This is a genomic window from Aeromonas sp. s4 (assembly GCF_040907855.1).
Classification (GTDB): Bacteria; Pseudomonadota; Gammaproteobacteria; order Enterobacterales; family Aeromonadaceae; genus Aeromonas; species Aeromonas caviae.
The window spans coordinates 1-26,817 of the sequence record NZ_JBFOCP010000008.1 but is presented as its reverse complement, the minus strand read 5'-3'; the positions used below and the strand labels follow the sequence as shown (position 1 = coordinate 26,817).

At 60.7% G+C, this 26,817-nt stretch carries 25 protein-coding genes and 9 tRNA genes; 13 read left to right on the top strand and 21 right to left on the bottom strand.

Translation table 11 applies throughout. The features are described 5' to 3' along the window. Window positions 1-103 precede the first annotated feature (103 nt). A complete protein-coding gene (locus AB5Y89_RS01990; protein ID WP_336582302.1) occupies window positions 104-730 on the bottom strand; it encodes a beta-phosphoglucomutase family hydrolase in 627 nt (208 codons plus the stop codon). A 164-nt stretch (window positions 731-894) separates the two neighbouring features. Here AB5Y89_RS01990 and AB5Y89_RS01985 point away from each other — a divergent pair, with 164 nt between their 5' ends. Then, a complete protein-coding gene (locus AB5Y89_RS01985) occupies window positions 895-2,259 on the top strand; it encodes an MDR family MFS transporter (protein ID WP_368222795.1) in 1,365 nt (454 codons plus the stop codon). A gap of 104 nt (window positions 2,260-2,363) precedes the next feature. On the opposite strand, the gene AB5Y89_RS01980 is transcribed toward AB5Y89_RS01985, so the two are convergent. From AB5Y89_RS01980 to yqfB, 3 genes are all read right to left on the bottom strand, one after another. Beyond that, entirely contained in the window at window positions 2,364-2,750 is a 387-nt protein-coding gene (locus AB5Y89_RS01980; RefSeq protein ID WP_010673839.1) for a DUF1622 domain-containing protein, read from the bottom strand. A 61-nt stretch (window positions 2,751-2,811) separates the two neighbouring features. Continuing rightward, complete coding sequence (locus AB5Y89_RS01975; RefSeq protein WP_368222793.1) at window positions 2,812-3,732, bottom strand: alpha/beta hydrolase; 921 nt, start codon at window positions 3,730-3,732, stop codon at window positions 2,812-2,814. 87 nt (window positions 3,733-3,819) lie between these two features. Continuing rightward, window positions 3,820-4,152: a N(4)-acetylcytidine aminohydrolase gene (gene yqfB / locus AB5Y89_RS01970; protein ID WP_041215617.1), complete on the bottom strand. Its 333-nt coding sequence runs from the start codon at window positions 4,150-4,152 to the stop codon at window positions 3,820-3,822. Window positions 4,153-4,422: 270 nt separating this feature from the next. On the opposite strand from yqfB, the gene AB5Y89_RS01965 reads away from it, so the two are divergent. Further along, the gene (locus AB5Y89_RS01965; protein ID WP_368222791.1) at window positions 4,423-6,255 is read left to right on the top strand and encodes an SLC13 family permease; all 1,833 of its coding nucleotides are present in this window, start codon (window positions 4,423-4,425) and stop codon (window positions 6,253-6,255) included. Between the two features lie 243 nt (window positions 6,256-6,498). On the opposite strand, the gene AB5Y89_RS01960 is transcribed toward AB5Y89_RS01965, so the two are convergent. The 14 genes from AB5Y89_RS01960 to lolB form a co-directional block, all read right to left on the bottom strand. Continuing rightward, window positions 6,499-6,582: transfer RNA gene (locus tag AB5Y89_RS01960), tRNA-Leu, on the bottom strand. A gap of 8 nt (window positions 6,583-6,590) precedes the next feature. After that, window positions 6,591-6,667: transfer RNA gene (locus AB5Y89_RS01955), tRNA-Met, on the bottom strand. A 36-nt stretch (window positions 6,668-6,703) separates the two neighbouring features. Further along, window positions 6,704-6,778 (bottom strand) — tRNA-Gln (locus AB5Y89_RS01950). Between the two features lie 46 nt (window positions 6,779-6,824). After that, window positions 6,825-6,901 (bottom strand) — tRNA-Met (locus tag AB5Y89_RS01945). Window positions 6,902-6,939: 38 nt separating this feature from the next. Next, window positions 6,940-7,014: transfer RNA gene (locus AB5Y89_RS01940), tRNA-Gln, on the bottom strand. A gap of 41 nt (window positions 7,015-7,055) precedes the next feature. After that, window positions 7,056-7,130 (bottom strand) — tRNA-Gln (locus tag AB5Y89_RS01935). A gap of 42 nt (window positions 7,131-7,172) precedes the next feature. Further along, a tRNA-Gln gene (locus AB5Y89_RS01930) sits at window positions 7,173-7,247 on the bottom strand. 8 nt (window positions 7,248-7,255) lie between these two features. Beyond that, window positions 7,256-7,332 (bottom strand) — tRNA-Met (locus AB5Y89_RS01925). A gap of 235 nt (window positions 7,333-7,567) precedes the next feature. Next, window positions 7,568-8,659 carry a redox-regulated ATPase YchF gene (gene ychF, locus AB5Y89_RS01920; RefSeq protein ID WP_010673843.1) on the bottom strand — a complete coding sequence of 364 codons (1,092 nt, stop codon included), beginning with the start codon at window positions 8,657-8,659 and terminating at the stop codon, window positions 7,568-7,570. A gap of 131 nt (window positions 8,660-8,790) precedes the next feature. Then, window positions 8,791-9,387 carry an aminoacyl-tRNA hydrolase gene (gene pth / locus AB5Y89_RS01915; protein ID WP_368222789.1) on the bottom strand — a complete coding sequence of 199 codons (597 nt, stop codon included), beginning with the start codon at window positions 9,385-9,387 and terminating at the stop codon, window positions 8,791-8,793. Window positions 9,388-9,629: 242 nt separating this feature from the next. Beyond that, the gene (locus AB5Y89_RS01910; RefSeq protein WP_010673845.1) at window positions 9,630-10,577 is read right to left on the bottom strand and encodes a ribose-phosphate pyrophosphokinase; all 948 of its coding nucleotides are present in this window, start codon (window positions 10,575-10,577) and stop codon (window positions 9,630-9,632) included. 239 nt (window positions 10,578-10,816) lie between these two features. Further along, window positions 10,817-10,891 (bottom strand) — tRNA-Gln (locus AB5Y89_RS01905). Further along, a complete protein-coding gene (gene ispE / locus AB5Y89_RS01900) occupies window positions 10,871-11,749 on the bottom strand; it encodes a 4-(cytidine 5'-diphospho)-2-C-methyl-D-erythritol kinase (protein ID WP_103244666.1) in 879 nt (292 codons plus the stop codon). Before ispE ends, AB5Y89_RS01905 begins: the two co-directional genes overlap by 21 nt. Next, window positions 11,749-12,327, bottom strand: a complete 579-nt coding sequence (gene lolB, locus AB5Y89_RS01895) for a lipoprotein insertase outer membrane protein LolB (protein ID WP_039039599.1) — start codon at window positions 12,325-12,327, stop codon at window positions 11,749-11,751. The genes ispE and lolB overlap by 1 nt, the downstream gene beginning before the upstream one ends. A gap of 125 nt (window positions 12,328-12,452) precedes the next feature. Here lolB and hemA point away from each other — a divergent pair, with 125 nt between their 5' ends. From hemA to AB5Y89_RS01860, 7 genes are all read left to right on the top strand, one after another. Continuing rightward, the gene (gene hemA / locus AB5Y89_RS01890; RefSeq protein ID WP_041212583.1) at window positions 12,453-13,712 is read left to right on the top strand and encodes a glutamyl-tRNA reductase; all 1,260 of its coding nucleotides are present in this window, start codon (window positions 12,453-12,455) and stop codon (window positions 13,710-13,712) included. Window positions 13,713-13,762: 50 nt separating this feature from the next. Further along, window positions 13,763-14,851 carry a peptide chain release factor 1 gene (gene prfA, locus AB5Y89_RS01885; RefSeq protein WP_039039601.1) on the top strand — a complete coding sequence of 363 codons (1,089 nt, stop codon included), beginning with the start codon at window positions 13,763-13,765 and terminating at the stop codon, window positions 14,849-14,851. Continuing rightward, window positions 14,851-15,684, top strand: a complete 834-nt coding sequence (gene prmC, locus AB5Y89_RS01880; protein ID WP_039039602.1) for a peptide chain release factor N(5)-glutamine methyltransferase — start codon at window positions 14,851-14,853, stop codon at window positions 15,682-15,684. Before prfA ends, prmC begins: the two co-directional genes overlap by 1 nt. Window positions 15,685-15,726: 42 nt before the next feature. Beyond that, window positions 15,727-16,110, top strand: a complete 384-nt coding sequence (locus tag AB5Y89_RS01875; RefSeq protein WP_042880800.1) for a SirB2 family protein — start codon at window positions 15,727-15,729, stop codon at window positions 16,108-16,110. A gap of 11 nt (window positions 16,111-16,121) precedes the next feature. Continuing rightward, window positions 16,122-16,922 carry a SirB1 family protein gene (locus AB5Y89_RS01870; protein WP_041212584.1) on the top strand — a complete coding sequence of 267 codons (801 nt, stop codon included), beginning with the start codon at window positions 16,122-16,124 and terminating at the stop codon, window positions 16,920-16,922. An 11-nt stretch (window positions 16,923-16,933) separates the two neighbouring features. Continuing rightward, a complete protein-coding gene (gene kdsA / locus AB5Y89_RS01865) occupies window positions 16,934-17,788 on the top strand; it encodes a 3-deoxy-8-phosphooctulonate synthase (protein WP_039039605.1) in 855 nt (284 codons plus the stop codon). Window positions 17,789-18,077: 289 nt separating this feature from the next. Next, the gene (locus AB5Y89_RS01860; RefSeq protein WP_368222787.1) at window positions 18,078-19,361 is read left to right on the top strand and encodes a dicarboxylate/amino acid:cation symporter; all 1,284 of its coding nucleotides are present in this window, start codon (window positions 18,078-18,080) and stop codon (window positions 19,359-19,361) included. Window positions 19,362-19,440: 79 nt separating this feature from the next. On the opposite strand, the gene grcA is transcribed toward AB5Y89_RS01860, so the two are convergent. Continuing rightward, a complete protein-coding gene (grcA, locus tag AB5Y89_RS01855) occupies window positions 19,441-19,821 on the bottom strand; it encodes an autonomous glycyl radical cofactor GrcA (protein ID WP_124244343.1) in 381 nt (126 codons plus the stop codon). Between the two features lie 607 nt (window positions 19,822-20,428). Here grcA and ung point away from each other — a divergent pair. Beyond that, window positions 20,429-21,109, top strand: a complete 681-nt coding sequence (ung, locus tag AB5Y89_RS01850; protein WP_052814544.1) for a uracil-DNA glycosylase — start codon at window positions 20,429-20,431, stop codon at window positions 21,107-21,109. Window positions 21,110-21,269: 160 nt separating this feature from the next. Further along, entirely contained in the window at window positions 21,270-21,815 is a 546-nt protein-coding gene (locus AB5Y89_RS01845) for a hemerythrin domain-containing protein (RefSeq protein ID WP_041212588.1), read from the top strand. 96 nt (window positions 21,816-21,911) lie between these two features. On the opposite strand, the gene AB5Y89_RS01840 is transcribed toward AB5Y89_RS01845, so the two are convergent. Next, on the bottom strand, window positions 21,912-22,091 hold the full coding sequence (locus AB5Y89_RS01840; protein WP_010673858.1) for a DUF3545 family protein: 180 nt from the start codon (window positions 22,089-22,091) through the stop codon (window positions 21,912-21,914). 180 nt (window positions 22,092-22,271) lie between these two features. Next, window positions 22,272-23,222 (bottom strand): transaldolase, encoded by a 951-nt coding sequence (gene tal / locus AB5Y89_RS01835; RefSeq protein ID WP_158656136.1) that lies wholly within the window; start codon window positions 23,220-23,222, stop codon window positions 22,272-22,274. A 724-nt stretch (window positions 23,223-23,946) separates the two neighbouring features. On the opposite strand from tal, the gene AB5Y89_RS01830 reads away from it, so the two are divergent. Together AB5Y89_RS01830 and blaMOX are read left to right on the top strand one after the other, a co-directional pair. Beyond that, complete coding sequence (locus AB5Y89_RS01830) at window positions 23,947-25,377, top strand: sodium:alanine symporter family protein (RefSeq protein ID WP_043155782.1); 1,431 nt, start codon at window positions 23,947-23,949, stop codon at window positions 25,375-25,377. Between the two features lie 179 nt (window positions 25,378-25,556). Continuing rightward, the gene (gene blaMOX / locus AB5Y89_RS01825) at window positions 25,557-26,708 is read left to right on the top strand and encodes a CMY-1/MOX family class C beta-lactamase (protein ID WP_368222786.1); all 1,152 of its coding nucleotides are present in this window, start codon (window positions 25,557-25,559) and stop codon (window positions 26,706-26,708) included. The last annotated feature ends 109 nt before the right edge of the window (window positions 26,709-26,817 follow it).

Here is a 26,817-nt window from a genome sequence, read left to right as displayed (position 1 = left end):
ACACGGTAGGGGTACCGTTTTGTTATCCGGTTTGAAGCCGTATGACCACTCCCTTTTGTGGGCAACTGTCAGGTGAATACCATCTCCATACAGTTTACCCATACTAGCGCGGGTAAAGTGTGCCCTGATCGACCAGCAAGGTGGTCATGCCGGCGGCCTTGCCCGCCTGAATGCCTATCCGGGTGTCTTCAAACACCAGGCAGTTGGCCGGGTTGGCGCCGAGCTGTTCGGCCACTTTCAGGAAGGTGTCCGGGTGGGGCTTGTGATTGACCACATCATCGGCACTCACCAGCACGGAGATGAAGGCATCGAGCCCGGTCTGACGCAGGATGTGCGCCGCATGTTCCCGGGTTGAGCCGGTGCCTATGCCCATGGGCACCTTGCCGTGGTACTGCCTGACCAGCTCCCACATGGCGGGAAACACCCGGACGTCGTCGATCCGTGCCAGGTAGAGGGCCACCTTGCGCCGGGCAAAGGCTTCCACGTCGATGGTCATCCCGTGCTGCTCTGCCAGCATGGTCACTATCTTGCGGGTGGGGATGCCGCCGTACTCGTTGAGCTGTGCCCGATCAAACGGCAGGCCGAACTCGGCACTGGTGATTTCCCAGGCATCCAGGTGCAGAGGCATGGAGTCCACCAGGGTGCCATCCATGTCGAAGATCAGGGCGTCGTACTCGTCGAATCGGGGCTGTTCACTCTGGTGATGATCGCAGGGGGATGACTGGGGCATGGGGGGCGTCCTCTTCGGCAAAGACTCACCCTAGCAGATCCGGCTCGCAGATGTCGCGACCTTCATCATGGTTGGCAGTGGTTTTGACCATCGGCTAATGATTTATGAGACAATAATGTGCCTTGCACCCCCTGTGCCGATATCTCACATGAGCGAGCCTGCCTATGTCCCCCAAAACCGTCTTCTCGAGCGTGGCCCTGGTGATCGCCCTGGGCTCACTGGAAAAGAGCATCGTCACCACCCCCTTGCCCATCATAGGGGTTGAGCTGAACGCCGGTGCCGCCCTCACCTGGGTCGTGACCGCCTATCTGCTGGCGGCCACTGCGGCCCTGCCCATCTATGGCAAGTTGAGCGACATGTTCGGCCGGGTACGCATGCTCAACATCGGTATCGGCCTGTTTCTGGCGGGATCCGTGGCCTGCGCCCTGGCCCAGGATCTGCCAACCCTGCTGGCCGCCCGCGTGCTGCAAGGGTTGGGGGGCGGGGGGCTGATCGCACTCGCCTTTACCGTGATCGCCGACTGTATTCCGCCACGGGAGGTGGGCAAGTATCAGGGGTATATCTCGGCGGTCTATGCGGTCTCCAGCATCGCAGGCCCGCTGCTCGGTGGCTATTTTACCGAGCAGCTCAGCTGGCGCTGGATCTTCTGGATCAATCTGCCGCTCGGCGCTATCGCCCTCTGGCTGGTGAACCGCAATCTGGGTTACCTCAATGTGCGCCGCTACAGCCGCTTCGACTGGAAGGGAGCGGCACTGCTCATCACGGTCACCACCCTCACCCTGTTGCTGCTCTCGCCGGAGGCGGCCTTGCCCGCCGTCTGGCTCGCGGCTGCGCTGGGGGCGGCCTTGTTGCTGCTGATCCTGGTGGAGCGGCGGGCCCACGACCCCATACTGCCGGCCCACCTGGTGCGCCTGCCGGGTTATCTGGTGAGCGTGCTGCTGGCGCTGGCCTCGCAGCTGCTGATGTTTGCCGTGCTGGTCTACCTGCCGTTGCAGATGCAGTGGCAAAAGGGGATGAGTGCCAGTGACAGTGGCGGGATCATGGTGATCTTCATGGTCTGCATCACGGCAGGGGCCTTCGTCGGCGGCAAGCTCATCGGTCGCACCGGTCACTACAAGTGTTTCGTGGTGGCAGGTTTTGCCCTGGCAGCGCTGGCCCTGTGGCAGATCCACTTCGACCTCTGGGCCAGAGTGGGACTGGGGTTTGCCGGATTGGGGCTGGGTCTGGTGCTGCCGGCGCTGTCGGTGGTGGTGCAAAATGCCCTGCCGCGGGAAGATCGCGGCATCGGCATGTCCCTGTTCAACTTCGGCCGGGAGCTGGGCGGGGCGGTCGGTGTCGCCATCTGCGCCGTGTTGTTCCATGCCGCTCTGCCAGCAGGCAGCAGCCCCAATCTGGCCAGCCTGAGCCCGGCCGAACTGGCACCCGGTTTCAGCGCCACCTATATCGGCATGGCGCTGATCGCCACCGCCGCCCTGCTGGTCACCTTGCTGGCATTGAAGCGCCACGAGCTGGCCAGCAAGCACGCCTGATGGTTACTATCGGATACAAAGAGGGCTCCCCGTGGGGAGCCCTCTTCATGGGATCAGGCTGGTGCCTTTCCTTCCGTGTCGTGGCCTTGTGCCACTCAGCCCGCTCATCGGGCGTCGGGGCGGGAAGGTGACCTGACAGGCTCGGGTTGCTGGCGCTCGGCCTGGGCATCGAGCTCCTTGCCGAGGAAGTAGTTCAGGAAGGTGCGGATGACCGCGATGATGGCGAGGCGCACCAGCTCCTCCTTGCTCGGGGCCACCGTGGTGGCAAGGATGTCGGCGGCGAGCTGGAACTCCAGCGCCAGGATGAGCCAGCTGCCGAAGCAGAGGCGGATACGGGGAAAGCCGGGCTCGTGATCCCGCACTCTGGCCGCCAGCCAGAGGGTCTTGCCAAGGCCGATGACCACGCAGGCGATGGAGATGATCTCCAGCAGCAGCTGGAACAGCTCCACCCCGTGCATCATGCCCTCTTTCAGGCTCGCTATCTCGAACACTCGGGTTACCTCCCTGATTCAAAAGAGACACTTTTAACACGGCATGGGGGCCGGTTCCAACTCAGAGTCTTCTGAGCATCATGGCTATCTGGTCGATGAGCTGACGAGCGGCAGGGCTGATGGCCGCCAGTTGGAAGTAGCCGTGGATGACGCCATGCTGCCGCTGGCAAGTGGCATCGACGCCAGCCTGCACCAGCTTGCCATACAGGGCTTCCCCTTCGTCGCGCAGCGGATCATATTCCGCCGTGACGATATGGGTCGGCGGTAATCCTGACAGGGCGGGATGGTGGAGCGGGCTGGCTTCGGGATGGCTGGGGGTCAGGCTGCCCAGGTAGGCGTGAAAACCGCTTGCGAGCATGTCCCGGGTGATGAGGTAGTCGTCACCGAGATCGCGGTAGCTTTGGCTCTCGCAGAGGGCATCCAGCATGGGATAGAGAAGCAGCAGAGCCTTGGGCAAGGGGGCGTTGGCAGCCTTGAGCCGCAAGGTGGTGATCAGGGCGAGATGACCCCCTGCGCTGTCGCCGGCAATGGCGAGACGTGCCGGATCCCCATGCCATTTCTCCACCTCGGCCATGATGGACCGCGTGGCGGCCAGCGCATCGTCGTGAGCCGCAGGATAGGTGTGTTCCGGGGCGAGGCGGGTGTGTACGGCGAAGATCAGGGCACTGGCCCGGTTGCACAGCATCCGCATCTGGCGATCGTGGGTCTCGAAATCCCCGCTGACAAAACAGCCGCCGTGAAAATAGATCAGTACCGGATACGCGGGGTCCGGTTTGTCTGCGGGCCGATAGCAGCGGATGGCGTGGTGATCGGCCTGCCACTCTTCGATGGCGCCCACCTCTTCCCGCTCACCGCCCAACAGGGCAGAGGCAAGGTAGCCGTCGCGGCGCACCTGCCAGCTCAGCTGGCTCGCCTTGGGACGACCTGCGGCGATGAAGTCTGCCACCATGGCTGCGATGGCCGGTTCGAGTTGTTTTTCCATAAGACACCAATGACTGTATATAAAAACAGTCATTGTGCGCTTTTGGCCCGTGAGCGCAACCGGCGTTAGCTGAGGCAGCTCACAAAATCAGGCTTCAATCAGCACGAATTCAATCACATAGAGGGGCGGCAGTGCGGGGTAGATATCGCGGATCACATCTTTAAGCTCGGGGAGGGTCATGTTCTCCTGACGGGCGTGCTCGTCGCTCAGCGCCTCGAAGGCGACCGCCTTGACCGAGATGACCTCAATGGTGCCAAAAGGCTGGTGTTCCGGGTTGGTGAACAGGGCCAGGCGCTGGCCGGGCTGCCAGTTTGCCTCGCTCTCGTCGCGGATGGTGATGGTCTTTCGGCCAGCCTGGATGTCGGCGACAAAGCGGCTGAAGAAGGTGAATGCCGGGTAGGCCGGGGTGTGCTGGGTCATGTCGTCTCCGAAGGGCAAGGGGTGAGAGGGCGGCTCAGGCCGCGGCGGGCCCATTTTAGGAGGGGCGGGGGGAGCGTGCAGCACTTTTTACCCCGACATGTGAAGGGCGACCGACTGCGTTCACGGACCGGTAAAATGGCCGCAACTGAACCTGAATGTGAGATGATGCGGCCTCCTCTTTCTTGATATGTAACAAATCAGGGGGACGGGCTCTGTGGTCTGATGGCGTCCGAGGCCGGCCGTGGTTGACGTTGAACAAAAGGAGCAAGTGTGAATTCCGAGTTGATCTGGGTGCTCAGCATGCTGGTGGGTGCCATTCTCCTGTTTATTACCAACAAGGTACGCATGGACGTGGTCGCCTTGTTGATCATCATCCTGTTCGTGTTGAGCGACACCCTGACCCTGCCGCAGGCGCTGGCAGGATTCAGTGATCCCAACGTCATTCTGATTGCCGCCCTGTTCGTGGTGGGGGAGGGGCTGGTGCGTACCGGCATCGCCTATCAGGTGGGAGATGCCCTGGTGAAGGTGGCCGGCAGCAGCGAAACCCGCATGCTGGTGCTGCTGATGGTGGCGGTGGCGACCCTGGGGGCCGTGATGAGTTCGACCGGGGTGGTGGCCATCTTCATCCCCGTGGTGCTGAGCGTGGCGAACCGGATGGGGATCCCGGCGGGCAGACTGATGATGCCGCTCGGCTTTGCCGGCCTTATCAGCGGCATGATGACGCTGGTGGCAACCCCTCCCAACATGGTGGTGAACAGTGAACTGATGCGCCACGACATCCAGGGGTTCGGTTTCTTCGGCTTCACCCCCATGGGGGTCATCATTCTGGGGATGGGGATCCTCTACATGCTGCTGATGCGCAACCGTCTGGTGCGTGAAGGGGAAGAGGGCAAGGGCAAGCAAATGGGACGCAGCACCATGCGGGATCTCATCCGTGATTACCGGCTGGCGGGGCGAGCACGCCGACTGGCGATCCGGCCCGACTCCCCCCTGATCGGCCAGACCCTCGACGAGCTGCAATTGCGTGCCCGCTTCGGGGCCAACGTCATCGGGATGGAGCGCTGGCGCAAGTTCAGGCGGGTGATGGTCAGTGTCACCGGGGTGACCGAGTTCCAGGCCAAGGATGTGCTGCTCATCGACATGTCGGATCCCGAGGTGGATGTGCGGGAGTTTTGCAGCGAGGCGCGGCTAGAACCCATGATATTGCGCGGCGAATACTTCTCCGATCAGGCGCGGGAGGTGGGCATGGCGGAGGTCTCCCTCATCCCCGGCTCCCGGCTGCTAGGCAAGAGCATCCGCGAGGTGACCTTCCGTTCCCGTTACGGCCTGAGCGTGGTGGGGATCCGCCGGGATGGAGAGGCGCTGACCGGCAAGCTGGTGGACGAGGCGCTGCAGATGGGGGATACCCTGCTGGTGGTGGGGAACTGGAGCCTCATTCGTCAGTTGCAGACCCATCATCGCGATTTTCTGCTGCTGGGCCTGCCTGCGGAAGTGGACGAGATGGCGCCGGCTCGCAGCCAGGCCATTCACGCCCTGATTGCCCTCGGGGTCATGATAGTACTGATGGTGACGGATCCCGTGCCCAACGTGATCGCGGCGCTCATCGCCTGCCTGCTGATGGGCAAGTTCCGCTGCATCGATCTGGAGAGTGCCTACAAGTCCATCCACTGGCCGACCCTGATCCTCATCGTGGGCATGCTGCCCTTTGCCCTTGCATTGCAGCAGACCGGCGGGGTGGATCTCATCGTCGGCGCGCTCATCTCGGCAGTGGGGGAGATGGGCCCCAGGGTGATGCTGGCCAGCCTCTTCGCGCTCTGTGCCGTCATCGGGCTCTTCATCTCCAACACGGCGACGGCGGTGCTGATGGCGCCCATCGCGCTGGGTACGGCCCATCAGATGGGGGTGTCGCCTTATCCCTTTGCCATGACCATCGCCATCGCCGCCTCGGCAGCCTTCATGACGCCGGTCTCGTCGCCGGTCAACACCCTGGTGCTGGGCCCGGGCAACTACAAGTTCATGGACTTCGTGCGCATCGGCGTGCCCTTCACCTTGCTGGTGATGGTGGTGAGCGTCATCGCCATCCCCTGGTTCTTCCCGTTCTGACGACAGCAAACGATATGGCGGCCTGCGGGTCGCCTTTTTATTGCCCGCAGTGCTCTGCGAGATGAAAAGGGCGGCATCACGCCGGAGCAGGGCATTGCGCCGTCGCAGAGGAGAACACAAGGCTTAGCCGTTGATACATGCGGGGCGTTGCAGGCGCGCGATGGCATGGAGAGGGGAAGAAGAGCGGCAAACGCCGGATACAAAAAAACCAGCCTGAGCTGGTCTGTTTGGTACTGCTTTCGATGGTGCGGAAGGAGAGACTCGAACTCTCACGCCTAGGGCGCCAGAACCTAAATCTGGTGCGTCTACCAATTTCGCCACTTCCGCAAGAATAATGGTGGCTATGACGGGATTCGAACCTGTGACCCCCGCATTATGAGTGCGATGCTCTAACCAACTGAGCTACATAGCCGTCTTGTGCACGACTTGCGTCGAATACAAGCAAAAATGGCTGGGGCACTAGGATTCGAACCTAGGTATGGCGAGATCAAAACCCGCTGCCTTACCGCTTGGCGATGCCCCAACAGTGTTCTTTGCAATCGGATGATTGAAGGAACGTTTTTCAAACATGGTGGCTATGACGGGATTCGAACCTGTGACCCCCGCATTATGAGTGCGATGCTCTAACCAACTGAGCTACATAGCCGTTTGTTGTCAACCACAACGTGGAAGAGAACAGAAAAATGGCTGGGGTACTAGGATTCGAACCTAGGGATGGCGAGATCAAAACCCGCTGCCTTACCGCTTGGCGATACCCCAACAGCGATGGTTGACAGAGACTGTCACACATCATTCAAAAATGGCTGGGGTACTAGGATTCGAACCTAGGGATGGCGAGATCAAAACCCGCTGCCTTACCGCTTGGCGATACCCCAACGACGATGCCTGACAGAGACCATCAAACATCATTCAAAAAATGGCTGGGGTACTAGGATTCGAACCTAGGGATGGCGAGATCAAAACCCGCTGCCTTACCGCTTGGCGATACCCCAACTAGAGATGGTGGCTATGACGGGATTCGAACCTGTGACCCCCGCATTATGAGTGCGATGCTCTAACCAACTGAGCTACATAGCCAACCGTGCTTCCAGTGAGTCGTTGCCTCGTCACTGTGCGGCCGGAATTATGCGTATCTGGCTCTGGGGCGTCAACCCTTTTTTTGTTTGAAAAAACGAATTTGGGTGCGTTTGGCGAGTTATTGGCCGCTGTCGTGCAAAAGCCCAACAATCTGGTTTTTTTTACGACATTCGCACCCAGATCGCGCCTCTGGCCAGATAAAAAAGAGGCCAGCAAATGCTGGCCTCTCATGGGGTTAGACGTTGAACAGGAAGTTCATGATATCGCCATCCTTGACGATGTAGTCTTTCCCTTCCGCGCGCATCTTGCCTGCTTCCTTGGCGCCTTGCTCACCCTTGTAGGTGATAAAGTCGTCGAAGGCGATGGTCTGGGCGCGAATAAAGCCTTTTTCGAAGTCGGTGTGGATCTTGCCAGCGGCCTGCGGGGCGGTGGCACCTACGGGAATGGTCCAGGCGCGCACTTCTTTCACACCGGCGGTGAAGTAGGTCTGCAACTTGAGCAGCTCGTATCCGGAGCGGATCACCCGGTTCAGGCCCGGCTCCTCGATGCCCAGATCCGCCATGAACTCGGCGCGGTCTTCGTCGTCCAGCTCGGCGATGTCCGCCTCGATGGCGCAGCAGACGACCACGACAACGGCGTTCTCGGCGGCGGCTATCTCACGGACCTGATCCAGGTAGGGGTTATTCTCGAAGCCATCTTCCGCCACGTTGGCGATGTACATGGTGGGTTTGAGGGTCAGGAAGTTGAGGTGGCTGACGGCGTCCAGCTCATCCTTGTCCAGCTTCATGCCGCGGATCATCTGGCCGTTTTCCAGGGCAACCTTGATCTTCTCCAGCACTTCCACTTCCAGCTTGGCATCCTTGTCGCCGCCCTTGGCACGCTTGGACTGGCGATTGATGGCGCGCTCGCAGGCATCCAGGTCGGAGAGGGCCAGCTCGGTGTTGATCACCTCGATGTCGTCGGCCGGGGAGACCTTGCCCGCCACGTGGACGATGTTCTCGTCCTCGAAGCAGCGCACCACGTGACCGATGGCTTCGGTTTCACGGATGTTGGCCAGGAACTGGTTGCCAAGGCCTTCGCCCTTGGAGGCACCGGCCACCAGGCCGGCGATGTCCACGAACTCCATGGTGGTCGGCACGACACGCTGCGGATTGATGATGGCCGCCAGCTGGTCGAGGCGGGGATCCGGCATGGGGACCACACCCGTGTTCGGCTCAATGGTGCAGAACGGGAAGTTGGCGGCTTCGATGCCGGCCTTGGTCAGCGCATTGAACAGGGTGGATTTGCCTACATTGGGCAGGCCCACGATACCGCATTTAAAACCCATGGATTGTTACCTTGTTGATGGATGCTTCAAGGGGCCGCGCGGGCGGCCCGTGTCGTGTTGCTTGACCCCGAGGCGAGGGATCTCGCCAGGGGCCGGTCATCTTGAACTGCCTGGCGATGCAGGCTGAAGGCCTAGATTTTCTCGGCCTTGAAACAGTGCAGGCGATTCATGGCCTTGGTCATGTCCTGCTTGAACAGGATGTCGGTGGCGCGCAGGGATTCGTCCAGCGCGGCCTCGATCAGACTCTGCTCACTGCTGGGCGCCTTGGTCAGCACGAAGCCGGCGACCAGCTCCTTGGCGCCCGGATGGCCGATGCCAAGGCGCAGCCGGAAGAAGTTATTGTTGTTGCCCATCCTGGCGATGATGTCCTTGAGGCCGTTATGGCCGCCGTGACCGCCCCCTTGCTTGAACTTGGCGATGCCGGGAGGCAGGTCCAGCTCGTCGTGGGCCACCAGGATCTCCTCCGGGGCGATCTGGTAGAAGCGCGCGAGCGCCGCCACGGCCTTGCCGGAGAGATTCATGTAGGTGTTCGGGATGAGCAGCCGCACATCCTGCCCGTCCACCAGGAAGCGGGCGGTGTGGCCGAAGAACTTGGGCTCTTCGCGCAGGCTGACATTGTGCCAGCGTGCCAGTTGCTCCACATACCAGGCGCCCGCATTGTGGCGGGTCTTGGCATATTCGGGGCCGGGATTACCCAGCCCGACAATCAGTTTGATTTGACTTGTCACGCTTGATGTCTTCACTCGCTACTTGCCATGGGCGGATGACCCGGGGCAATGGGACGCAATATTCTAGCCGCCGAGTGGCGATCACTCAACCAAAGTGCGGCAAGGTCGGGGAAAAGCCGGACAGAAGGGCTCGGGTGGGGTGGCTCGTCCGAGGTTTTCGTCTCTTGCCGAGTGGAGGCTGGCGCCAGGCACCCAAAAAAACAAAAACCGCCATTCGGCGGTTTTTGTCACGACAGGGTCTATCAATGCTCGAACATGGCAGAGATGGACTCTTCGTTGCTGATGCGGCGAATCGCTTCGGCCAGCACGGAGGAGAGGGTCAGCTGCTTGACCTTGCCGACTGCCTTCATCTCCGGGGTGAGCGGGATGGAGTCGGTGATGATCAGCTCGTCGATGACCGAATTCTTGATGTTTTCAACGGCGGTGCCGGAGAAGACAGGGTGGGTCGCATAGGCGAACACGCGCTTGGCACCACGCTCTTTCAGCGCTTCGGCCGCCTTGCACAGGGTGCCGCCGGTGTCGATCATGTCGTCGACGATGACGCAGTCACGACCGGCCACGTCGCCGATCAGGTGCATGACCTGGGAGACGTTCGGACGGGGACGACGCTTGTCGATGATGGCGATGTCGGTGTCGTCCAGCAGCTTGGCGATGGCACGGGCACGGACCACGCCGCCGATGTCCGGTGACACGACCACGGGGGATTCGAGGTTCTTGGCCTTCATGTCTTCCAGCAGCACCGGGCTGCCGAACACGTTGTCGACGGGGACGTCGAAGAAGCCCTGGATCTGCTCGGCATGCAGGTCAACGGTCAGCACACGGTCCACACCCACGCTGGAGAGGAAGTCGGCGACGACCTTGGCGGTGATGGGCACACGGGCGGAGCGGACGCGGCGGTCCTGACGGGCATAACCAAAGTAGGGGATAACGGCAGTGATACGGCCAGCTGAAGCACGACGCAGTGCATCCACCATGACGATCAATTCCATCAAATTGTCGTTGGTCGGGGCACAGGTGGATTGAATGATGAAGATATCGCCACCGCGTACATTCTCGTTGATCTGTACGCTGATCTCGCCGTCGCTAAAGCGACCTACGGCAGCATTGCCGAGTTTGATAAACAGGCGATCTGCGATCTTCTGGGCTAGTTCCGGCGTTGCGTTACCAGCAAACAGCTTCATGTCAGGCACGGTTTGAAACCTCGGGGTTGCATCCAGTATGTGGGGAGTCTGATTTTAGACCCGTATCGTTTGGGGGCAAACGATTTAGCAAGATGACGGACAAGGTCTCTGGGCGATGTCGAGGATGGCGTCTCATCACCCGCAGGGTGGGTGGACGGGAATCCACCTTGAGCGCCATCGCGTCAGATTGGCCCAAGACACATCGACGAGGTCAACACCTCCCGATACGGCCTCAACAAGGAGAGAGTTGGCTGGGGTACTAGGATTCGAACCTAGGAATGGCGAGATCAAAACCCGCTGCCTTACCGCTTGGCGATACCCCAATCACTCACTTGTTGCAAAGTGACGAAGAGTGGTGATATGTTCTCGCCCTTGGCGACAAACCCATCCCAGCCTTCCGGCACTCTTGCCAACACCTTCCGAGCAGCCATTTCGTCTTCAAATCGAGCAAAGACGCAGGCGCCAGTGCCCGTCATTCTTGACGGCGCGTATTCTAGCAACCAGCCGAGCGCATTGGCAACCTCGGGGTGGCGCTTTTTCACCAGCAGCTCGCAATCGTTTTTCCACTCTCCTGCCAGCAGATTGTCCAGGGTCATCTTGGGGGTGTTGCGGGGCAGGTCGGGATCCTGGAACACGGCGGCGGTGGCCACATGGCAATCCGGCTTGAGTACCAGGTACCAGGCATCCGGCACCTCGATCTGTTGCAACCGCTCCCCCACGCCTTCGGCGAAGGCGGCCTTGCCCCGCACGAACACCGGCACGTCGGCGCCCAGCTGTACGCCGAGCTCGGCCAGCTCGTCTTCACTCAAGCCGGCTTGCCAGAGGTGGTTCAGGGCCACGAGGGTGGTGGCCGCGTCCGACGAGCCGCCCCCGATGCCACCGCCCATGGGCAGTACCTTCTCCAGCCGGATATGGGCTCCCTGCGGACTGGCCAACCGGCTCTGCAACAGTCGCGCAGCCCGGATGATGAGGTTCTGTTCATCGGGCACGCCGGGAATGGCCGGGCTCAAGGTGAGCTGGTCGCTGCCGGGGATCGGCTCGAATTCGAGCCAGTCGCCGTGGTTGAGGAAGATGAAGAGGGTCTGCAGTTCGTGGTAGCCATCGGGGCGGCGGCCGTTGACGTGCAGGAAGAGGTTGAGCTTGGCCGGGGCGGGCCAGCGGATCGGCGCCTGGTCGTGCATCATGGTGCCAGGGTCCACTCGTTGATCTGCAGCTTGAGACGGCTCTCCTGCCCGGTCATGGTGAGCAGGTGGGGCAGGCGATAGCCGTCCTGATCCCGATAGTCCCCGTAGACGATCTGCCACTGGCCGTCGCGCACGCTGGCGAGGCTGGCATCGGGGTTGAGCTCGAATTCGGCCTGCCCCGGCAATCCCTTGATCCACTCAGGCAGCCCGGCCACCGGAATGTGCCAGCCGGTGAGCTGATAGACCAGGAGCTCGGCATCCTGGCTCTGGTGCTGTTTTCCGTCGTTGTCGAGCAGAGTCACCTCGCCGCCGGTGCGGGAGAGTTCCAGAATATGGGTGCCGATGAGGCTGGTGAGGTTGAGGCGATAGTCGTCGCCGTTTTGCTGCCAGTTGAGGCGAGCGCTGCCCTTCTGGCGGGCGGTGATGATGGCCATCTTGCCCGACAACTGCCAGTGTGTGAGGCGTTCGAGGCGGGCGCGCTCCTGCTGCCAGTTGACCTGATCCCGCTGGGGTTGAGTGGTGGTACAGCCCGCCAGCACCAGCAGGCAGGCGAGGGAGAAGATACGCAACAACAAGGTGGAGCTCCGCAGATGAGGTTTGCGACAGTATAAGGGGCGGCCGTATTGCTTTTAAAGACTTACCCTTTCTCGTACAATTGTCGGCCTCTACACCCTGTGCATGAAACGATCATCACCCACCCATGAGTCTGCTTGCCCTCGGAATCAACCACAACACCGCCAGTGTCGCCTTGCGGGAGCGGGTCGCCTTTGGCCCGGACCGCATCGATCGCGCCCTGCGTGAGCTGGTGGAGCAGCCTGGCGTCAGCGAGGCGGTGATCGTCTCCACCTGCAACCGCACCGAGCTCTATTGCAGCCTGGAGCAGGGGCAGGGGGAGCAGGTGCTGAACTGGTTGCAGCGGTTCCACGCGCTGGAGGCGAGCGAGGTGCTCTCCGCCATCTACCGGCACCAGGACGAGGAAGCGGTGCGGCACCTGATGCGGGTGGCCTGCGGCCTCGACTCCCTGGTGCTCGGGGAGCCGCAGATCCTGGGGCAGATCAAGCAATCCTACGCCCACGCCCAGCAGGCGGATGCGGTGAAAGGATCCCTGGAGCGCCTGTTCCAGAAATCCTTCTCGGTGGCCAAACGGGTGCGCACTGACACCGAGATCGGCGCCAGCGCGGTGTCGGTAGCCTTCGCCGCCGTGAGCCTGGCCCGCCGTATCTTCTCCGACCTCTCCCAGACCAAGGTGCTGCTGGTGGGCGCCGGCGAAACCATCGAACTGGTGGCCCGCCACCTGCGCGAGCAGAGCGTGACCCGGATGATGGTGGCGAACCGGACCCTGCAACGGGCCCAGTTGCTGGCAGAGGAGTTCGGTGCCCAGGTAATGACCCTGGAGGAGATCCCGGACTACCTGCACGAGGCGGACATCGTCATCAGCTCCACGGCAAGCCCCCTGCCCATCATCGGCAAGGGCATGGTGGAGCGGGCGCTCAAGGCGCGTCGCTTCAAGCCCATGTTCCTGGTGGATATCGCCGTGCCCCGCGACATCGAAGCCGAGGTAGACGAGCTTTCCGATGCCTATCTCTACACGGTGGACGATCTGCAGGGCATCATCGAGCAGAACCTGGAGACCCGCAAGCGGGCGGCCGCCGAGGCGGAACTCATCGTGCAGGAAGAGCGCGACGAGTTCATGGGTTGGTATCGCAGCCAGCACTCGGTGGATCTCATTCGCGATTATCGCCATCAGTCACAGCAGGTCGCCGACGAAGAGTTGCAGCGGGCCCTGCTGGCCCTGCAACAGGGTGAAAATGCCGAGCAGGCGCTCAAGGCCATGGCCCATCGCCTCACCAACAAGCTGATCCACGCACCGACCCAGGCCCTGCGCCAGGCCGCCGCCCAGGGGGACAGCCACAAGCTGGCCCAACTGCGCCAGGTGCTGGGATTGTCACAAGAATCATAGTGTTGGGACGGCCCTTTGCCGTCCCGTCCTCCATCGAGAATCCAAGAGTCATGAACCCCTCATTGATCAGAAAGCTGGAAGGCCTCATCGAGCGCCATGAAGAAGTACAGGCCCTGCTCGGGGAGCCCGGGGTCGCCTCGGATCAGGACAGATACCGCGCCCTGACCCGGGAATACGCCCAGCTGGAAGATATCGTTCACGCCTTCCAGCGTTTCCGCCAGGCCGAAGAGAACCTCGACACCACCCGGCTGATGCTGGAGGAAGAGGATGCCGAGCTGCGGGAGATGGCGCAGGAGGAACTGCCGCTCGCCAAGGCGACCTTCGAGGAGCAGGAGCAGGCGCTTCAGGTGATGCTGTTGCCGCGCGACCCCAAGGATGACAACAACTGCTATCTGGAAATCCGCGCCGGTGCCGGTGGCGACGAGGCGGCCATTTTCGCGGGGGATCTGTTCCGCATGTACTCCCGCTACGCCGAGCGTCAGGGGTGGCGTGTCTCCATCGTCAGCTGCAATGACGGCGAACACGGTGGCTACAAGGAGGTGATCGCCAAGGTGGACGGCGAGCACGTCTACGGCCGCCTCAAGTTCGAGTCCGGCGGCCACCGGGTGCAGCGAGTCCCCGAGACCGAATCCCAGGGCCGGGTGCACACCTCCGCCTGTACCGTGGCCGTGCTGCCGGAAGTGCCGGAAGCCGAGCAGGTGGAGATCAACCCCTCCGAGCTGAAGATCGACACCTTCCGCGCTTCCGGTGCCGGCGGCCAGCACGTCAACAAGACCGACTCCGCCATCCGCATCACCCACCTGCCCACCGGGCTGGTGGTGGAGTGCCAGGACGAGCGCTCCCAGCACAAGAACCGCGCCAAGGCGATGTCGGTGCTCTCCGCTCGCCTGCAGGCGGCCGAGGACGAACGCCACCGCGCCGCCGAGCAGAGTACCCGCCGCAACCTGGTGGGCTCCGGGGATCGCTCCGAGCGCATCCGCACCTACAACTATCCCCAGGGGCGTCTCTCCGAGCACCGGATCAACCTCACCCTCTATCGTCTGGGCGACATCCTGGAAGGGGATCTGGACTGCGTGATCACCCCCCTGGTGCAGGAGTATCAGGCGGATCAGCTCGCCTCCCTGGCCGAGAGCAACTGATGCAGATCCAGCAGGCCCGCGCCCATATCATGGCGACCCTGGCCTCCGGGGAATCCCCCCGTGCCGACGCCGATGCCCTGCTCTGTCATCTGCTGGATTGTCGGCGCAGCTATCTGATGACCTGGCCGGAGCACGAGCTCGATGCCGCCCAGCAGGCGACCCTGGCGGGCTGGCTTGCCCGTCGCCTCAATGGTGAGCCCATTGCCCACCTCATCGGCGAGCGGGAGTTCTGGTCGCTGCCGCTGAAAGTGAGCCCGGCCACCCTGATCCCGCGCCCCGATACCGAGGTGCTGGTGGAACAGGCGCTGGCCCGCCTGCCGGGCGGCCCCTGCGCCCTGCTGGATCTGGGCACGGGCACCGGTGCCATCGCCCTTGCACTCAAGTCTGAGCGACCGGATGCCGATGTATGGGCGGTGGACAGGATGCCGGCCGCGGCCGCGTTGGCCCGCACCAACAGCGCCGCCCTGGGGTTGCCCATCGAGGTGCGCGACGGCAGCTGGTTTGCGCCGCTCTCGGATGCACCGCGCTTTGCGATGATCGTCTCCAACCCGCCTTACATCGACGGGACGGACCCCCATCTTCACGAGGGGGACGTGCGCTTCGAGCCGCGCTCCGCCCTGGTGGCGGAGGAGCAGGGGCTGGCGGATATCCGCCTCATCGTCACCCAGGCGCCCGCCCATCTGGTGCCAGGTGGCTGGCTGTTGCTGGAACACGGCTGGGATCAGGGGGAGGCGGTGCGTCAACTCCTGCTGCAACAAGGCTACGTCCAGGTGGAAACCGTGCGCGATTACGGCGATAACGAGCGGGTGACCCTGGGGCGCCTGGCTCAGTGATATGACGGGCGGGCCCGGTCTGCCCCTGTTCAAGGAAATCTTATGTATGTTGTTCTCAAGCATCTGCACCTCACCCTGATTGCCGGGGCCGTGCTGATGTTTATCCTGCGCTTTTACTGGTTGCAGACCGGCTCCGCGCTGGCAGGGGGCGCCCGCACCCTCAAGATCAGCGGCTGGCTCAACGGCCTGGTGGTGCTCTCCGGTGCGCTGCTCTGCATGGTGCTGGGTCTCAACCCCCTCAACAACGCCATCCCCTGGCTGGCCGAGAAGCTGACGTCCATCCTGGTGGTGGCGTTTCTGGCCATGATGGCGCTGCGCCTGGCCCGCAGCAACGGCATCCGCTGGTTTGCCTTCCTGGGCGCACTGGGGTGGATCTTCTTTATCGCCAAGCTTGCGGTGCAAAAGCAGGCCAGCCTGTTCGGCTAGGAAGGATAACGATGATACGTGTGGATGAGTGGACCGACTTCGAGGCTCACGATCTGGCCGAGCTGGCGCTGTCGGTGAGCGACGAGATCCGGGGCCATGGCGGCACGGGAGAGGCCGAGCTTGCCCGCCTCGATGCCTGGCTGGACGAAACGATTGCCGAGGGAGACTGCGACGAGGTGCGCCGTCAGCTGTTGCAGGGTTTCTACCAGACCCTGGGCTTTCGTGGCGACTGGCAGGATTACTTCTCGTCCGCCAACTGCGATCTGGACCAAGTGCTGGCAAGGCGCAAGGGGATCCCGGTCAGTCTCGGCATCCTCCTCATCCAGCTGGGTCGCAAGATAGGGCTGGATGTGGAGGGGATCTGCTTTCCCGGCCATTTCCTCCTGAGTTTTGCCGGTCTGGACGGGGAGGTCTATGTGGACCCCTTCAACGGTGATGAACTGAGCCGGCACCGCATCGAACTGCTGCTGCGCGGTGCCCTCGGCAACCTGGCGAGTCTGAGCGATGATCACCTGCAGCCATCGGGGCAGTGGGAGATCATCGAGCGCTTGCTCAATGTCAGCAAGGGCGCCCTGCTGCGCGAGGAGCGCATGACGGAGGCGCTGCGCTGCAGCGAGCTGCTGCTGCGCATGAAGCCCGGCGATCCGCTGGAGACGCGGGATCGGGGCTTCATCTATGAGCAACTCGATTGCCCGCGCTTTGCCGCCGACGATTTCGAATACTTTATTGAACAATGCCCTGATGATCCCGTGGCCGATGTGCTGAAAACCCAGCTGGCCACCCTGGACCTCAGTCCCAAGCCCCTCCATTAAGGATCCCTGAGATGGAACAGAAGAATATCAAGGTCAACCAGATCGACGTCGCCAACGACAAACCTTTCGTGCTGTTCGGCGGCATGAACGTGCTGGAATCCCGCGACATGGCGATGGCGGTGTGCGAGAAGTACGTGGAAGTGACCAGCAAGCTCGGCATCCCGTTCGTGTTCAAGGCGAGCTGGGACAAGGCCAACCGCTCCTCCATCCACTCCTATCGCGGCCCGGGTCTGGAAGAGGGGATGAAGATCTTCCAGGAGCTGAAAGCGACCTTCGGCATGCCGGTGATCTCCGATCTGCATGAGCCTCATCAGGCCAAACCGGTCGCCGAGGTGGTCGACGTCATCCAGCTGCCCGCCTTCCTGGCGCGCCAGACCGATCTGGTGGAGGCCATGGCCCGCACCGGCAACGTCATCAACATCAAGAAGCCGCAATTCCTGAGCCCAAGCCAGATGAAGAACATCACCGACAAGTTCGAGGAGTGTGGCAACGATCGCCTGATCCTCTGCGAGCGCGGTGCCAACTTCGGCTATGACAACCTGGTGGTGGACATGCTGGGCCTGGGCGTCATGAAGAAGAGCACCGGCGGCTATCCGGTCATCTTTGACGTCACCCACTCCCTGCAGTGCCGTGATCCCCTGGGGGCGGCCTCCGGCGGTCGCCGCGAGCAGGTGACCGAGCTGGCTCGTGCCGGCATGGCGGTGGGCCTGGCCGGTCTCTTTATCGAATCCCACCCGGATCCGAAAATTGCCCGCTGCGACGGCCCGAGCGCCTTGCCGCTGGAGAAGCTGGAAGGCTTCCTCAAGCAGATGAAGGCCATCGACGATCTCGTCAAGGGCTTCGAGCCCCTCGATACCTCCGCCTGATCGCGATTTTTACTATCAAAAATGCCCCGCCATGCGGGGCATTTTTATTTCCGTCATTTTCATTTGGTGCTCTTCGGCGTCCATTGCGAACATGTTTCCGTGGTGTTAATGATGTTAAATATATTGTGTGATTGATGTCTCTTATTTGCTTCTTATGACATGCAAAAGTAGCGACCGTCAGGATGGCAAAAAGGTATGAAGCGGGTGAGATAACCCTATTTCTCGCCGCAGACTGCTGCATGCGTTATTTGCTGTCAGTGGAGTCACACTTATTAACAGGACGTTGAGCATGCACAAGAAAATTGTCAGTAGCCTCTATTTTCAGGTGATATTGGCAATCACCATCGGAATATGTCTGGGACATGTCTATCCGAGTCTGGGCGCAGATATGAAACCCCTTGGTGATGGCTTCGTTAAATTAATCAAGATGATCATCGCCCCCGTCATTTTCTGTACCGTGGTCACCGGCATTGCCGGCATGGAAAGCATGAAGGCGGTGGGCAAAACCGGTGCCATTGCGCTGATCTATTTTGAAGTGGTGAGCACCCTGGCCCTGATCATCGGTCTGTGCGTGGTCAACGTGCTGCATCCCGGGGCCGGTATGAATGTGGATCCCTCCTCACTCGACGCCAGCGCCATCTCCGTCTATGCGGATCAGGCCCAGTCCCAGGGGATAATTCCCTTCCTGCTGGATGTGATACCGGCCAGCGTCATCGGTGCCTTTGCCGGCGGCAATATACTCCAGGTGTTGCTGCTTGCCGTCCTGTTCGGATTTTCCCTGCATCATATCGGGGAGAAGGGAAAACCCATCTTCAATATCATCGATGGTTTCTCCCAGGTTATTTTCGGCATCATCAACATGATCATGAAACTGGCGCCGATCGGGGCATTTGGTGCCATGGCATTTACCATAGGGAAATACGGTATTGGTTCTTTGGTGCAGCTGGGGCAATTAATTGCTAGCTTCTATCTGACCTGCCTGCTGTTTATTTTCCTGGTGCTCGGCAGTATCGCCAAAGCCAATGGCTTCAGCATTGTGCGCTTTATTGCCTATATCCGGGAAGAGCTGTTGATCGTGCTCGGAACATCCTCGTCGGAATCCGTATTGCCGCGCATGCTGGTGAAAATGGAGGCGCTGGGCTGCAAGAAATCGGTGGTGGGTCTGGTGATCCCGACCGGTTACTCATTCAACCTGGACGGCACCTCCATCTATCTGACCATGGCAGCCGTCTTCATCGCCCAGGCGACCAACACCCCGCTGGACCTGTTCCATCAGCTCACCCTGCTGGTGGTGCTGCTTATCTCCTCCAAGGGTGCGGCCGGAGTCACGGGGAGTGGCTTCATCGTGCTGGCAGCCACCATCTCGGCGGTAGGGCATCTGCCGCTGGCCGGGCTGGCGCTGATCCTCGGGATTGATCGCTTCATGTCGGAGGCGCGCGCCCTGACCAACCTCATCGGCAACGGGGTGGCGACCCTGGTGGTGGCCCGTTACTGCGATCAGCTCGACGAGGCCACCATGCAGGACGCCCTGGCGAAACCCGTGGTGGCAAGGCCGGTGGACCTGCGAAGCTGACCCAGGTTCCGGCGGCGATTATCACCCATGAAAAAACGGCCCGAGGGGGCCGTTTTTTTATCTCTTTACGCAGGGCGCCTTACAGGCTCTGGGTGAAGGTGCGGGTGACCACGTCACGCTGCTGCTCCGGGGTCAGGGCGTTGAAACGCACGGCGTAACCGGAGACGCGGATGGTGAGCTGCGGGTATTTTTCCGGGTTGGCGATGGCGTCTTCCAGGGTTTCGCGGCGCAGTACGTTGACGTTCAGGTGCTGACCCCCTTCGACCACAGGCTCTTGCTGAACCGGCAGTTCACGGTATTCGAATTGACCCAGGTCGGAGAGGCTGACTTCCTGATCGGCGGCAAAGCTGTCGCCCTTGGCGCAGATGCAGCGAGCCTGTTGTTTCTCTTCGTCCAGCAGCCAGAAAGAGTTCAGCAGAGCGGCGTTGGTGGACTGGGTGATTTGGATGCCCTTGATCATGGTATGACTCCTCATAGGAAAGCGGATTCAACGGTAAGCACATTACCCTGATGTTTTTAAACCACCTCTTGGAAGGAATGATTTAACGGGGCCTTGCCTTACACCTTTACTTCGTTGGGGCCATATATACCACGACGGTAATATTACGAAAATTGATCCAAATCAATAAAGCCCCATTTTGCGTGCATTGAAAGGGATTAAATCATTGAGTTGAATCAAAAACAGATCATTTTTCTGTTTTTGTAAGATATATGAATTATGCATTTTTTATTATTCATATCTAGTAATTTAACTACACCTTTAGGGTTTATTTCTGGCGTCAGCGAAAACCGGCCTGCCCAGAGGCCTGTCCGAAGGACGTCCTGTTATTCCTGTGTCGACGCAGCCTCGGTCATTGCCCGTGAACGCCGCCGCCACTTCCCAGGCTGGCAAGGCTGAGCCTGACCTCCATGCGGTTGCGTCTTGGGGGCGAGGACCCTATCCTGAGCCCCTTGCTCTATTGACCGAGGAGATAGCGGTGCCAAGCTGGACAGAAGGCGGGGAGTGGGGAGAGGCTGGCATGCCAGCCAGGATGGAAGGAGTGGATCCACAACGAGAGGAGACGGGTGTGCTGACCTGGAAAGATGTGATTGGTTCGGAGAAAGAGCAGGCGTATTTCATGGACACCCTGGCCACCGTCAGGGCCGAGCGGGAGGCGGGCAAGGTGATCTATCCCCCGGCGACCGAGGTATTCAATGCCTTCAAACTGACCGAGTTGGATGACGTCAAGGTGGTGATCCTGGGGCAGGATCCCTATCACGGACCGGACCAGGCGCACGGCCTCTGTTTCTCCGTCTTGCCCGGAGTGCGCACGCCGCCGTCCCTCGTCAACATCTACAAGGAGATGCAGCGGGATCTGCCGGGTTTTGTCACACCCAATCACGGATTCCTGGAATCCTGGGCCAGACAGGGAGTGCTGCTGCTCAATACGGTGCTGACGGTACAGGCTGGCATGGCGCACTCTCACGCCCACCTGGGGTGGGAGACTTTTACCGATCGAGTCATCGAGCGGATCAATGCCCATTGCCAGGGCGTCGTCTTCCTGCTGTGGGGCGCTCATGCCCAGAAGAAAGGGCGCTTCATCGACCGGTCGCGCCACCATGTGCTGAGCGCCCCCCATCCCAGCCCGCTCTCTGCCCATCGCGGTTTCATCGGTTGCGGCCACTTCTCCGAGGCCAATCGCCTGTTGGTCCTGCAGGGACGCAGTCCCATCGACTGGCTCTCGGTCTGCGCCGATCCGGCGGCCTGACGCCGTAAATGCACAGGGGAAAAGGTCTCCCCTGTGCCCTCTGTGGTGAGAGGCTGGTGCAGCCGCTGTCTGCATCCGACTTGATTGAGTGCAAAGTTCAGGCAATAAATGACCGTATACTCGAGACAGACGTTTTCTCATTTCAGTGCAAGGAGTGCCCATGTTATCCAGTCTGCATAAGGACCACCTCAACATCACCCGGTTGCTGACGCTGCTCAAGCAAAAGCTGGCGGCCATTCGCAATGAGCAGCCGGTGAGCTATTTCCTGCTGCGGGATGTGGTGGATTATCTGCGCGAGGTATCCGACAAGTACCACCACCCGAAGGAAGACATGATTTATGACTACTACCTGAAATACAGGGTGGTGGAGGGGGAAGTGGCCAACCGGCTGCACGAGGAGCACGCCCGTCTGCTGGATGCAGGGACCGAGCTCAAGGAGATGGTGGAGATGATCCTGATGGATGCGGTCATCCCGCTGGATCAGTTCGTGGCCCGTCTGGAGCAGTTCATCGAGCAGCAGGAGGCGCACATGAACTATGAGGAAGGGGTCATCTTCCCCCATCTGCGCGACTCCCTGACCGAGGATGACTGGCGTCATCTCGAACAGCTCTGGCAGAACCGGGCCATCAATGATCCCCTGTTCGGGGCGGAGGTAAGCCAGCACTTCCAGGCGCTGGCCAAACAGCTTTCGCTGCCTGCAGCCTGACAGGAGGTTCACCCATAAAAACAGCGCCCCGGTCAATCCGGGGCGCTGTTTTTATGGCTCCACTCGCTGGAGTGAAACATGGGCGACGTGGGCGTATCAGAGCTCCAGGTCGTCCGATCCTTCATAGGCGATGTCGATGGCCTGCAGCTCCTTTTGCAGGCGGTGCTTGTCTTTAAGCGCCTCAATCTCACGCCATTTGCGTTTTTTTCCCGTTGTCCCGCGGCTACGTGAACCCAGCTCAACGACCTCGTCAAAATCGAAGTTGAACATGTCCATGGCTCCCTCCTTGGTTTTATGGTTTTCACCATCCGTATAACACGACGCCTTTGAAAATAAAACGTTTTTATGACGAAGTTGTGACAACCGGAAACAGGCACAAAAAAACCGGGCTGCCCTTTCGGGAGCCCGGTTTTTGCGGCGCCACTTCGCTCTGTGAGAGCCGTGTGGCGAGCAGCCTTACAGGTGGCTTGCCAGCATGGTTTCCAGCTTGCCCTGGTCGATGGCGAACAGGCGGATGCCTTCCCCTAGCTTCTCGACGGCCATGGCGTCCTGGTTCAGCTCCCAGCGGAATTCGGCTTCGGTCATCGGGGCCGGTTTGGCTGTGCGCTCGCCGGTGTAGTCCAGCTTGCGCACCACGGTGCCTTCGGCCTTGCTCAGCTCTTCCAGCAAAGCGGGGCCAATGGTCAGGCGGTCGCAGCCGGCCAGTTCCAGGATTTCGCCGGTGTTGCGGAAGCTCGCGCCCATGACAACGGTCGGGTAGTCGTGCTGCTTGTAGTAGTTGTAGATGGCGGTGACGGAGACCACGCCCGGATCTTCACTGGCGGTGTAATCACGGCCGTTCTTGGCCTTGTACCAGTCGAGGATGCGACCGACGAAGGGGGAGATGAGGAAGGCGCCGGCTTCGGCACAGGCGCGAGCCTGGGCGAAGGAGAACAGCAGGGTCAGGTTGCACTGGATACCCTCTTTCTCCAGCACCTCGGCGGCACGGATCCCTTCCCAGGTGGAGGCCAGCTTGATCAGGATGCGATCATTGCTGATGCCGGCTTCGTTGTAGAGGCGGATCAGCTTGCGGGCCTTGGCGATGCTGGCATTGGTGTCGAAGGAGAGGCGGGCGTCCACTTCGGTGGAGATGCGGCCCGGGACGATTTTCAGCACTTCGAGGCCGATGTTGACCGCCAGCTTGTCGCCTGCGTCGATGATTTGCTGTGCCTTGTCCTGGCTCTGGGATTTGGCCCAGGCAATGGCGTCCTGGATCAGGGCTGCGTACTCGGGGATCTCGGAGGCCTTGAGTACCAGAGAGGGGTTGGTGGTGGCATCGATGGGCTGGTAGCGCTTGATGGCTTCGATGTCGCCGGTATCGGCAACCACTGTGGTCAGGGCTTTCAGCTGGGTCAATTTATCGGCCATGGCAAATATCATCTCTTTATGAGGGAGCAATCCCAGGGTGGTGGGCATGAGACGGCAGTTCTGAAATTAAATTACAAGATCCCGGCGGCTCAGGCTCAGAAAGGGGCGATGGGCAGGCCCCATCGTCATTGCCTGCCTAATTAATACGGATGTAGCGCATCCTGCAATAGGGGGGCTTGTATGCGAATCAGCCAGGTGGTGAAAGCGGTACCGGCTGTCGAGTGAAAGTGTTTGATAAAAAACGAGTTTTATTCATGGTGTGGCGGCTGGCTCCGACATGGAAAAGCGCAATTATTTTGGTGGATTCATGAATTTGTGCGGGAGATCACATAAATAGTTCTGTCAGCTACTTGAAATTTAATTACGTGTAAAACGTTTTGCGTTACAACCCCTTGCCGATGAGGCATGAGAGGCAAACGCTTGTCTCCCTGATGTCGTTTCACTCAGCGGTTTTTACCCCCATGGGATGAGTTGTAAAATGGTTCTCTATTGGCTCTAATTTGTGAGGGGCTGGGTTGCACATCAATTTTTGTTGATTTATTGCGTGCTAAATGAAGCTTTTTTGCATCAAATTGCTCGTTTTTTGTCTCCCCAGTGAGCCCTGTCACTATTCTGAATTCCCTCGCTATGCTAGATTCCGCCCCTTCGGCGCAATGCTGGTTCGGAAATTGACAGAGAGCGGTCAGCGCAGACTGGCCATGGATGTGATAACAACGAGAGAATTATGGACACCTTGATTGCAATGATTAACGACCTGATGTGGGGAGCCGTGCTCATTTACCTGCTGATCGGGGTCGGTATCTTCTTTACCTTCCGTCTGGGCTTTATCCAGATCCGCCACTTCGGCCACATGTTCTCGGTCCTGCGCAACAGTCGCAAATCCGACAGCGCCGGCATCTCCTCCTTCCAGGCTCTGTGTACCAGCCTGGCGGCACGCGTCGGGACGGGCAATCTGGCCGGTGTGGCCGTCGCCATCTATCTGGGTGGCCCTGGCGCCGTCTTCTGGATGTGGCTGATCGCCTTCATCGGCATGGCCACCGCCTTCGTGGAAAGCACCCTGGCCCAGCTCTACAAGGTCAAGGATGAGGATGGCAACTACCGGGGCGGTCCCGCCTACTACATGGAACGCGGCCTCGGCATGCGCTGGATGGGGGTGGTCTTCTCCCTCTGCCTGCTGCTGGCCTTCGGTCTGGTGTTCAACGCGGTGCAGGCCAATTCCATCAGCCTGGCCATGAACGTCGCCTTCGGCATCCCTGACTGGGTGAGCGGTCTGGCCCTGGTGGTGCTCTCCGGTCTCATCATCTTCGGCGGCATTCGCGGCATCGCCCGCTTTGCCGAGCTGGTGGTGCCCTTCATGGCGATCGCCTATATCCTGATGGCGTTGTTCGTGGTGTTCATGAACATCAGCGAGCTGCCGGGTATCTTCGCCCTCATCATCAAGTCTGCGTTCGGCATCGAGCAGGCAGGTTCCGGCGCCATGGGCTATGCCATCTCCCAGGCGATGATCAACGGCATCAAGCGCGGCCTCTTCTCCAACGAGGCGGGCATGGGCTCTGCCCCCAACGCTGCCGCCACCGCCACCCCCTATCCGCCGCACCCGGCCTCCCAGGGTTATGTGCAGATGCTGGGGGTCTTCCTCGATACCATCGTCATCTGTACCTGTACTGCCGCCATCATCCTGATGTCCGGCCAGTTCGAGCCGGGTTCCGGCGTGACCGGTGTCGAGCTGACCCAGCGCGCGCTCTCCTCCCAGGTGGGCGGCGGTGGCAACATCTTCATCGCAGCGGCCATCTTCTTCTTCGCCTTCACCTCCATCGTGGCGAACTACTCCTATGCGGAGACCAACCTGGTGTTCCTCGAGCACAACCATAAGGGCGGCCTGATGCTGTTCCGGATGTTCGTGCTGGGCATGGTGATGTTCGGCTCCGTGGGCGAGCTGCCGACCGTGTGGGCTCTGGCGGATGTCTCCATGGGGCTGATGGCCATCGTCAACCTGGTGGCCATCCTGCTGCTCTCCGGCGTCGCCATCAAGCTGGCCAAGGACTACAACGACCAGCTCAAGGTGGGCCGCGTGCCGACCTTCGATGCCAACAAATACCCGGAGCTGCGCAGCCAGCTGGAAGAGGGGATCTGGGACAACCCGGGCAAGAAATAAGCCCGCGTTGCAAGGTGATTGAAGGGGAGCCATGGCTCCCCTTTTTCATGGGTAAAAAGAGGGGGCGGCTTCACACTGACTTCACAGAGCCTCATCGGCAGCACACCTCGTGGGACTATGCTGGGTTCATCACTCGCCGCCATGGCGATACTTTGCTAACGACAGTCAGGAGACATGCAATGCAACAACGACAATCCATCCTGTGGGGCGCTCTGGCCACCCTGATGTGGGCCGGCCTGGCTCATGCCGGTGACAAGGCGGCGACCGATCCCCTGCGCCCCGTGGTGGATGCCAGCATCCGGCCGCTGCTCAAGGAGCACAGGATCCCGGGCATGGCGGTGGCCGTGCTCAAGGATGGCAAGGCCCACTATTTCAACTACGGTGTGGCCGATCGGGAGCGCGCGGTCGGTGTCAGCGAGCAGACCCTGTTCGAGATAGGTTCCGTGAGCAAGACCCTGACCGCGACGCTGGGGGCCTACGCCGTGGTGCAGGGGGGCTTCGAGCTCGATGACAAGGCGAGTCTGTTCGCCCCCTGGCTCAAGGGATCCGCCTTTGACAACATCACCATGGGGGAGCTGGCTACCTACAGCGCGGGCGGCTTGCCGCTGCAATTCCCCGAGGAGGTGGATTCGCTCGAGAAGATGCAGGCCTACTACCGCCAGTGGACCCCAGCCTACTCGCCGGGTTCCCATCGCCAGTACGCCAACCCCAGCATCGGGCTCTTTGGCTATCTGGCGGCGAGCAGCATGAAGCAGCCGTTCGATCGCCTGATGGAGCAGACGATCCTGCCGGGGCTTGGCCTGTACCATACCTACCTCAATGTGCCCGAGCAGGCCATGGGGCACTACGCCTACGGCTACTCGAAGGAGGACAAGCCGATCCGCGTCACTCCCGGCATGCTGGCGGACGAGGCCTACGGCATCAAGACCAGCTCGGCGGATCTGCTGCGCTTTGTGAAGGCCAGCATCAGCGGGGTGGATAATGCGGCCATGCAGCAGGCCATCGACCTGACTCACCAGGGCCAGTATGCGGTGGGGGAGATGACCCAGGGACTGGGCTGGGAGCGTTACGCCTATCCCGTCAGCGAGCAGATGCTGCTGGCGGGCAACTCCCCGGCGATGATTTACAATGCCAACCCGGCGGCGCCCGCGCCCGCTGCAACAGGGCACCCTGTGCTCTTCAACAAGACCGGCTCGACCAATGGCTTCGGGGCCTATGTGGCCTTCGTGCCGGCCAAAGGGATCGGCGTCGTCATGCTGGCCAATCGCAACTACCCCAACGAGGCGCGCATCAAGGCGGCCCACGCCATCTTGACGCAACTGGCCAGGTAATGGAGCGCCTTCGCTGAGTCTTGAGGGCACGCCGCATCGCCGCGTGCCCGTTACCTCGGACCCGACCCCTCAAGGGCGACCTGGCAGGGGGCGGGTCGATGAGCATGCC

Coding starts and splice junctions, on each gene's coding strand:
- AB5Y89_RS01990 (WP_336582302.1), bottom strand. CDS start 730: ATGCCCCAGTCATCCCCCTGCGATCATCACCAGAGTGAACAGCCCCGA.
- AB5Y89_RS01985 (WP_368222795.1), top strand. CDS start 895: ATGTCCCCCAAAACCGTCTTCTCGAGCGTGGCCCTGGTGATCGCCCTG.
- AB5Y89_RS01975 (WP_368222793.1), bottom strand. CDS start 3,732: ATGGAAAAACAACTCGAACCGGCCATCGCAGCCATGGTGGCAGACTTC.
- yqfB (WP_041215617.1), bottom strand. CDS start 4,152: ATGACCCAGCACACCCCGGCCTACCCGGCATTCACCTTCTTCAGCCGC.
- ychF (WP_010673843.1), bottom strand. CDS start 8,659: ATGGGTTTTAAATGCGGTATCGTGGGCCTGCCCAATGTAGGCAAATCC.
- ispE (WP_103244666.1), bottom strand. CDS start 11,749: ATGCACGACCAGGCGCCGATCCGCTGGCCCGCCCCGGCCAAGCTCAAC.
- hemA (WP_041212583.1), top strand. CDS start 12,453: ATGAGTCTGCTTGCCCTCGGAATCAACCACAACACCGCCAGTGTCGCC.
- prfA (WP_039039601.1), top strand. CDS start 13,763: ATGAACCCCTCATTGATCAGAAAGCTGGAAGGCCTCATCGAGCGCCAT.
- prmC (WP_039039602.1), top strand. CDS start 14,851: ATGCAGATCCAGCAGGCCCGCGCCCATATCATGGCGACCCTGGCCTCC.
- AB5Y89_RS01875 (WP_042880800.1), top strand. CDS start 15,727: ATGTATGTTGTTCTCAAGCATCTGCACCTCACCCTGATTGCCGGGGCC.
- AB5Y89_RS01870 (WP_041212584.1), top strand. CDS start 16,122: ATGATACGTGTGGATGAGTGGACCGACTTCGAGGCTCACGATCTGGCC.
- kdsA (WP_039039605.1), top strand. CDS start 16,934: ATGGAACAGAAGAATATCAAGGTCAACCAGATCGACGTCGCCAACGAC.
- AB5Y89_RS01860 (WP_368222787.1), top strand. CDS start 18,078: ATGCACAAGAAAATTGTCAGTAGCCTCTATTTTCAGGTGATATTGGCA.
- grcA (WP_124244343.1), bottom strand. CDS start 19,821: ATGATCAAGGGCATCCAAATCACCCAGTCCACCAACGCCGCTCTGCTG.
- AB5Y89_RS01845 (WP_041212588.1), top strand. CDS start 21,270: ATGTTATCCAGTCTGCATAAGGACCACCTCAACATCACCCGGTTGCTG.
- AB5Y89_RS01840 (WP_010673858.1), bottom strand. CDS start 22,091: ATGGACATGTTCAACTTCGATTTTGACGAGGTCGTTGAGCTGGGTTCA.
- tal (WP_158656136.1), bottom strand. CDS start 23,222: ATGGCCGATAAATTGACCCAGCTGAAAGCCCTGACCACAGTGGTTGCC.
- AB5Y89_RS01830 (WP_043155782.1), top strand. CDS start 23,947: ATGGACACCTTGATTGCAATGATTAACGACCTGATGTGGGGAGCCGTG.
- blaMOX (WP_368222786.1), top strand. CDS start 25,557: ATGCAACAACGACAATCCATCCTGTGGGGCGCTCTGGCCACCCTGATG.